The following is a 6,578-nucleotide window of genomic DNA, read 5'->3' on the forward strand; positions in this document are numbered from 1 at the left end:
AGGATCGCGTGCAGGGCTGGCTGCAGGGCGAAGCGAAACGCATCTTCGGCGAACGCCTCGTGGTCTACGCGGAAAAGCTCGGCGTCGTATTCGATGTATGCGCTGTCGTCGGCCGCGACGCGCTGGGGCAGCTGCTCGAGCGACGGCAAGATCCGCCTGAACTGGCGGCTGATTCATTTCCCGATGTCGATCATCGACTACGTCGTCGCGCACGAGCTGTCGCACCTGCGCGAGATGAACCACAGCCCGGCCTTCTGGCAGACCGTCGAATCGATCTTCCCCGAGTTCCGCGAAGCGCGGCACACGCTCAAGCATCACCCGCCCGAGCTGCTGCCGTCGCTTTGACGCGCACGGCTTCGGCGTCAACGAAAAAGGGCGATGCGGATTATCCCGCATCGCCCTTTTTCGCTGCCGCGGCGCACATCGCACGCCGCGGCCCGGTTCGTCCGGCGCTTACTTCTTCTGGATGAACTCGATCTTGTAGCCGTCCGGATCCTCGACGAACGCGATCACGGTCGTGCCGTGCTTCATCGGGCCCGCTTCGCGCGTGACCTTGCCGCCTTGCGCCTTGATCTTCTCGCAGGCCGCGTACGCATCGTCGACCGCCACCGCCAGATGGCCGAAGCCGTTGCCGAGATCGTAGGACGGCGTCTCCCAGTTGTGGGTCAGCTCGATCACGGTGCCCGTGCTCTCGTCTTCGTAGCCGACGAACGCGAGCGTGAACTTGCCTTCCGGATAATCCTCGCGGCGCAGCAGCTTCATGCCGAGCAATTCGGTATAGAACTTGATCGAGCGGTCGAGATCGCCGACTCGCAGCATCGTATGCAGCAAACGCATGTGTTGTACTCCTGTGGGGACTTTCCAGAACCGGAAATTCTACCGGAGTCGGGTGAAACTCGCCGGGGGCGCCTAGCCGGGGGCGCCCAGCCGGAGGCGGCCCGGGCGGCGCATCGGTTGAACCGCGCGAACGCAGCGGCTGAAAACGCCACGACCCGGCTCGCCCGATCACCGCGCCGATCAGGTAACATCCCTCCACTTCGCACCAAAAGCGGGCATGCGAGCCGCCGCCCGACCGCGACCACCCTCTTTCGTTGCCGCCACACTGCCGTGCGAAACCGCCGATTCGAGCGCGCCGGACGCGCCGTCCGCCCAACCTCGCTGCCGCCATGCCCGACCCGCGAGGCGCGCCGATGACCGCGCTTGCCGCCGCCCCCGTGCGCCGCACCCTCGATACACGCGCCGTCGGCCTGATGTTGCTGCTGTGCGCGATCTGGGGCTTCCAGCAGGTCGCGATCAAAAGCACGAACGCCGCAATCGCGCCGATGTTCCAGGCCGGGCTGCGCTCGGCGATCGCCGCGCTGCTGCTATGGGGCTGGGCGCGCTCGCGCGGCACGCCGCTGTTTCAGGCGGACGGCACGTTCGGTGCGGGGCTCGCGGCCGGTGCGCTGTTCGCCGGCGAATTCATCTGCGTGTTCTTCGGGCTGACGCTGACGAGCGCGTCGCACATGGCGATCTTCCTGTACACGGCGCCGTGCTTCACCGCGCTCGGCCTGCACCTGTTCGCACCGGGCGAGCGGCTGCAGCGCGCGCAATGGGCCGGCGTCGGCCTCGCATTCGCCGGCATCGCGCTCGCGTTCGCGGACGGCTTCCTGAAACCGCGCGCACCCGGCGCATCCGTGCTGGCCGGGCTCGCCGGCGACGCGCTCGGCATCCTCGGCGGCGCGATGTGGGCCGCGACGACGGTCGTCGTGCGCGCGACGGCGCTCGCGCGGGCCAGCGCGAGCAAGACGCTGTTCTACCAGCTCGCGGTATCGGCGCTCGTACTGGTCGCGCTCGCCGCGCTGTGCGGCCAGATGTCGTTCGCGCAGGTCACGCCGCTCGCGCTGGCGAGCCTCGCTTACCAGTCGGTGATCGTCGCGTTCGTCAGCTACCTGTCGTGGTTCTGGCTGCTGACGCGCTACAGCGCGTCCCGGCTGTCCGTCTTCACGTTCCTGTCGCCGCTGTTCGGCGTCGCGTTCGGCGTGCTGCTGCTCGGCGAATCGGTCGGCTGGCGCTTCATGTCGGCGGCCGCGCTCGTGCTGATCGGCATCGCGCTCGTCAACGCGCCGCCGCGCCGGCGGGCGTGACGGCCGGCGCAACACGCGCGGGCAATAAAAAAGGCTGCCGGTCGGGCAGCCCTCTTCGATACAACGGTGGCGGGCTCGCCACGCGCGTCCGTCATCCGGCCTTGCGCAGCGCCGCCAGCGCCTGCGCGACGCCGACGTATTCGGCCACGCTCACGTCCTCCGCCCGGCGCGCGAGATCGAAGCCGAGCGCATCGAAATCGATCGTCTCGCGGTAGTCGCCGAGCGTATTGCGCAGCATCTTGCGACGCTGCGAGAACGCGGCCGTGACGATTTCGCCGAGCAGCGCGGGATCGACGTCCGGCAGTTCGTGCGGCTCGTACGGAATCATCCGGACGATCGCCGAATCGACCTTCGGCGGCGGCTGGAACGATTCCGGCGGCACGTCGAGCATCTTTTCCATCACATAGCGGTACTGCAGCATCACCGACAGCCGCGAAAACGCCTTCGTGCCCGGCTCCGCGACCATCCGCTCGACGACTTCGTTCTGCAGCATGAAATGCTGGTCGATGACCGCATCGGCGAACGTCATCAGGTGAAACAGCAGCGGGCTGGAAATGTTGTACGGCAGGTTGCCGACGATCCGCAGCGACGGCTTGTCGCCGGGCGCTGCGAGCGACCGGAAGTCGAACGCGAGCGCATCGCCCGCGTGCAGTTCCAGCAGCGCGCCGAAGCGTTGCTGCAGGCGCCCGATTAGGTCGCGGTCGAGCTCGACCGCGTGCAGCGGCGACTCGGGCGTCGCGAGACGCTCGATCAGCGGCCCGGTCAGCGCGCCGAGCCCCGGGCCGATCTCGACCATCCGCTGGCCGCGCGCGGGGCCGATCGTCGCGACGATCGAGTCGATCACGCCGTGATCGACGAGGAAGTTCTGCCCGAAGCGCTTGCGCGCGAAATGGCCTTGGTGCTGTCTGCTGTTCGACATCGACTGAATGAAACGAAAAATACGACGAATGGGGTAAACCGGCAGCGTCAGGCTGCGCGGCGATGGCGCGCCATCGTGACGGCCGTATCGAGCGCGGCGATCATGCTGCCCGGTTCCGCGCGGCCCGTGCCGGCCAAATCGAGTGCGGTGCCGTGATCGACCGACGTGCGGATGATCGGCAGCCCGAGCGTCACGTTGATGCCCTCGCCGAACGTCGCGTACTTCAGCACGGGCAGCCCCTGGTCATGGAACATCGCGAGCACGCAATCGGCATCGGCCAGATGGCGCGGCTGGAACAGCGTGTCGGCCGGATACGGGCCGCGCGCGTCGATGTGTTGCGCGTTCGCGCGGGCCAGTGCCGGCGAGATCACGTCGATCTCCTCGCGGCCGAGATAACCGTTCTCGCCCGCGTGCGGGTTCAGGCCCGTCACGAGGATGCGCGGTGCGGCGAGACCGAAGTCGCGCCGCAGGTCGCGATCGATGATCGCGAGCGTCTCGACGAGCCCGTCGATCGTCAGCGCGGCCGATACGTCCTTCAGCGGCAGGTGCGTGGTCGCGAGGGCGACACGCAGCGGCCGGTGGCCGGTGCCGGCCAGCATCATCACGACGCGCGGCGTATGCGTGCGCTCGGCGAGGTATTCGGTATGACCGGTGAACGGCACGCCCGCATCGTTGATCGTGCTTTTCTGCAGCGGCGCGGTGACGATCGCGTCGTACCGGCCCGCCAGCGCGCCGTCGATCGCCGCGTCGAGCAGGCCGAGCACGTACCGCCCGTTTGCCGCGTCCAGCTTGCCCGCCCGCGCGGGCACGGCCAGCGCGTGATGCGCGACCGACACCTGTGCGCCGCCGGCCAGCGTGGCCGGGTCGGCGCCGACCGCCGCGGCCCGCGCGTCGAGCAGCGCCGCATCGCCGAGCACGGTGAAATGCGCGTCGGGCCAGCGCTGCGCGGCGTCACGCAGCGCCTGCACGGTCAGCTCCGGGCCGACTCCCGCGGGTTCGCCGGTCGTGATCGCGATCTGCAGCGCGGGCGTGGTCATCGATGCTCGCTCAGTTCGCCGGGCCGACGCCGCCGATCTTGTACTGCACGTACGACGAGTCGCGCAGCTCGCGCAGCCAGTCGGCATACGCCTGCTCGGCCTTGCGCTGGCCGATCGCCTGACGGGCGATGTCCATCTGCTGCTGCACCGACCCTTCCGCCTCGCGGCGGTTCAGCACCTGGATCAGGTGGTAGCCGTATTCGGTACGAATCGGCTGGCTGATCTGGCCGTCCTGCAGGTTGTTCATCGCGCGCTCGAATTCCGGCACGGTCTCGCCCGGGCTGATCCAGCCGAGATCGCCGCCCTGCGACGCGGAACCGTCCTGCGAATAGGTACGCGCGAACTTCGCGAAATCGCCGCCGGCCTCGACCTGGTTGCGGATGTCGACCAGTTGCTGGCGCGCCTGGCCTTCGGACTTGCCTTCGCCGACGCGCAGCAGGATATGGCGCACGTGCGTCTGGACGATCTTCGGCGCCGCGGCGCTCGCGCCCTGGCTCTGGCGGCGATCGACGAGGCGCACGATCTCGAAGCCGTCCGGCACGCGGATCAGCGTCGGGTTGACCTGGCCCGGGCGCAGCTTCGACGCGGCGTCGACGACGTCGGCCGGCAACGCGCTCGGCGACTTGAAGCCGAGATCGCCGCCCTTCTTCGCGTCGTTCGCTTCGGAGTTGTTCTTCGCGAGGCGCTCGAAATCGGCGCCCGACTTCGCCTGCTGCAGCAGCGCGTCGGCCTTCTTCTGCGCGGCTTCGATGTCGGCCTGCGGCGCGTTGGTGGGCGCCTTGATGAAGATGTGCTGGAAGCGCAGGTCCTGCTGCTGCGACGCGTTCGGCCCGCGCTGGCTCGCGATGTAGTTCGCGACCTCGGCGTCCGACACCGTGATCTTGCCGTCGACTTCGCGCTCGCGCAGCTTCGACAGCATCAGCTCGGTGCGCGCGTCGTTCGTGAAGATGCTCCAGGGCACGCCTTGCGCCTCGAGGCGCCCGCGGTACTGATCGAGCGTCATCCCGTTCGCCTGCGCGAGACGCTGCAGCGTGGCCTGCACGGTCGCGTCGTCGATACGGATTCCGTCGTCCTTGGCCTTCTGCACCTGGATACGCTCGAGCACCATCTGATTCAGCACCTGCGCGCGCAGCTGGTCGGCCGGCGGCACCGGGGCGTTCTGCTGCTGCAGCCGGCGCGCGATCAGGCCGACGCGCTGGTCGAGTTCGCGGCCCGTGATCACGTCGTTGTTGACGACCGCGACGACTTCGTCGGCGAGCTGCGCACCTTGCGAACCGAGCGCCTGCGCCGCGGCCGGCGCGGCGACGAGCAGCGCGGCGGACGCGGCGAGGCTGGACACGACTGCCGCGAAACGAAGGGTTTTCTTCATTGCCACTGGAACTCCATTGAAATCGTGCTGACCGGTGCAGACATGCCGGCGTTACTCGTAGTTGCTGAAGCGGGACATCGGCGGCGGCGGCGGCGGCAACGGCGTGTAGCCCGGCACCCCGGCGCGGAATGCCGACACGAGGCCGTTGTCGACGGTCGACAAGCCCTTGAGCGTCAGCTGCATCATGAATCGCGTCGACGAGTTCTGCTGTCCCGACGAATTGATGCCGTTCGCGGCCCGCTGCACCCCGACCCCGAGCGCCCAGCAATCCGCGTCGTATTGTAAGCCGACCAGACCGTCGACCACGCGATCTCCGGCGAGGTCGTAGTTGAAACGGCCGATCGCATACAGGCGGCGCGTGAGCGGCCATTGCGCGGACACCAGGAACTGGTTGATCGGCTGGTTGTCGAGCGTGGTGTTCGCTCGCGTATAGCGGTAGCCGACGTTGATCACGCGGCGCTCGCCCGGGCTGTAGCCGAAACCGACGCTCGACTTCACGAGCTGGTTGTTGTTCTGGTTGTACTGGAACGCCGTCTCGGACATGAAGCCCGAGCCGAGCTTCAGCGCGGCGCCGACGATCAGGTCGGAGTGGCGCGCCAGCACGGCAGCCTGCCCGGGGTTCAGCGTGACGCGCTGATCGGCGAAGTAGTACTGCTGCGCGATCACGAAGCGCGCGCGTTCGTCGCCGGTGCGCGGATCGATGAAGCGCGACGTGAGGCCGGCCGTGATCCGGTTCGCATCGGCGATCCGGTCGTTACCGACGAACGTGTTCGGCTGGTAGATCTCCGCGAGGCCGAAGTCCGATTCCGCGGTGTCGAACAGCGGCGCGTTCGACTGGTCGCGATACGGCGTGTACACGTAGTACAGGCGCGGCTCGAGGGTCTGGATGAAATCCTGTCCGAACAGGCGCACCGAGCGATCGAAGATCAGGCCGGTGTCGAAGGTCACGGTCGGGATCGACTCGGTGAAGCGCTTCGGGCTGTTCGGCGTGGTCGACGACAGGTAGTTCAGGTCGTACGACGCGAAGTGGTACTGGACCTTCGGCACGACGAAGTAGCCGGGGCCGTACACGCCGTACGAGATGTACGGGTTGAAGACGATCCGGTCGCCTTCGGTCGCATCGGCGG

The 6,578-nt window shown here is 68.0% G+C and carries 6 protein-coding genes and 1 pseudogene; 2 read left to right on the top strand and 5 right to left on the bottom strand.

Annotated features, from left to right (window positions below):
- Positions 1 to 345, top strand: a pseudogene (locus tag H3O04_RS33055) (M48 family metallopeptidase); the annotation flags it as partial.
- A gap of 108 nt (positions 346 to 453) precedes the next feature.
- On the opposite strand, the gene gloA reads toward H3O04_RS33055, so the two are convergent.
- Positions 454 to 837, bottom strand: coding sequence for a lactoylglutathione lyase (gene gloA / locus H3O04_RS33060; RefSeq protein ID WP_006477863.1), 384 nt, complete (start codon positions 835 to 837; stop codon positions 454 to 456).
- A 353-nt stretch (positions 838 to 1,190) separates the two neighbouring features.
- Here gloA and H3O04_RS33065 point away from each other — a divergent pair, with 353 nt between their 5' ends.
- Positions 1,191 to 2,126 carry a DMT family transporter gene (locus H3O04_RS33065; RefSeq protein WP_124477121.1) on the top strand — a complete coding sequence of 312 codons (936 nt, stop codon included), beginning with the start codon at positions 1,191 to 1,193 and terminating at the stop codon, positions 2,124 to 2,126.
- A 91-nt stretch (positions 2,127 to 2,217) separates the two neighbouring features.
- On the opposite strand, the gene rsmA is transcribed toward H3O04_RS33065, so the two are convergent.
- The 4 genes from rsmA to H3O04_RS33085 all read right to left on the bottom strand — a co-directional run.
- A complete protein-coding gene (gene rsmA / locus H3O04_RS33070) occupies positions 2,218 to 3,045 on the bottom strand; it encodes a 16S rRNA (adenine(1518)-N(6)/adenine(1519)-N(6))-dimethyltransferase RsmA (protein WP_006477861.1) in 828 nt (275 codons plus the stop codon).
- Between the two features lie 47 nt (positions 3,046 to 3,092).
- Complete coding sequence (pdxA, locus tag H3O04_RS33075) at positions 3,093 to 4,082, bottom strand: 4-hydroxythreonine-4-phosphate dehydrogenase PdxA (RefSeq protein ID WP_202589289.1); 990 nt, start codon at positions 4,080 to 4,082, stop codon at positions 3,093 to 3,095.
- 10 nt (positions 4,083 to 4,092) lie between these two features.
- The gene (locus tag H3O04_RS33080; protein WP_011546172.1) at positions 4,093 to 5,451 is read right to left on the bottom strand and encodes a peptidylprolyl isomerase; all 1,359 of its coding nucleotides are present in this window, start codon (positions 5,449 to 5,451) and stop codon (positions 4,093 to 4,095) included.
- 51 nt (positions 5,452 to 5,502) lie between these two features.
- The coding region (locus H3O04_RS33085) for an LPS-assembly protein LptD (protein WP_202589290.1) at positions 5,503 to 6,578 on the bottom strand (1,076 nt) is incomplete at its 5' end.

Origin of the sequence: Burkholderia sp. KCJ3K979, assembly GCF_016759955.1 — a bacterium.
Taxonomy (GTDB): Bacteria; Pseudomonadota; Gammaproteobacteria; order Burkholderiales; family Burkholderiaceae; genus Burkholderia; species Burkholderia orbicola.

What these genes read in the sequence shown, in the direction of transcription:
- pdxA (WP_202589289.1), bottom strand. Translation starts at nt 4,082, where the DNA reads ATGACCACGCCCGCGCTGCAGATCGCGATCACGACCGGCGAACCCGCG.
- H3O04_RS33080 (WP_011546172.1), bottom strand. Translation starts at nt 5,451, where the DNA reads ATGAAGAAAACCCTTCGTTTCGCGGCAGTCGTGTCCAGCCTCGCCGCG.
- rsmA (WP_006477861.1), bottom strand. Translation starts at nt 3,045, where the DNA reads ATGTCGAACAGCAGACAGCACCAAGGCCATTTCGCGCGCAAGCGCTTC.
- H3O04_RS33065 (WP_124477121.1), top strand. Translation starts at nt 1,191, where the DNA reads ATGACCGCGCTTGCCGCCGCCCCCGTGCGCCGCACCCTCGATACACGC.
- gloA (WP_006477863.1), bottom strand. Translation starts at nt 837, where the DNA reads ATGCGTTTGCTGCATACGATGCTGCGAGTCGGCGATCTCGACCGCTCG.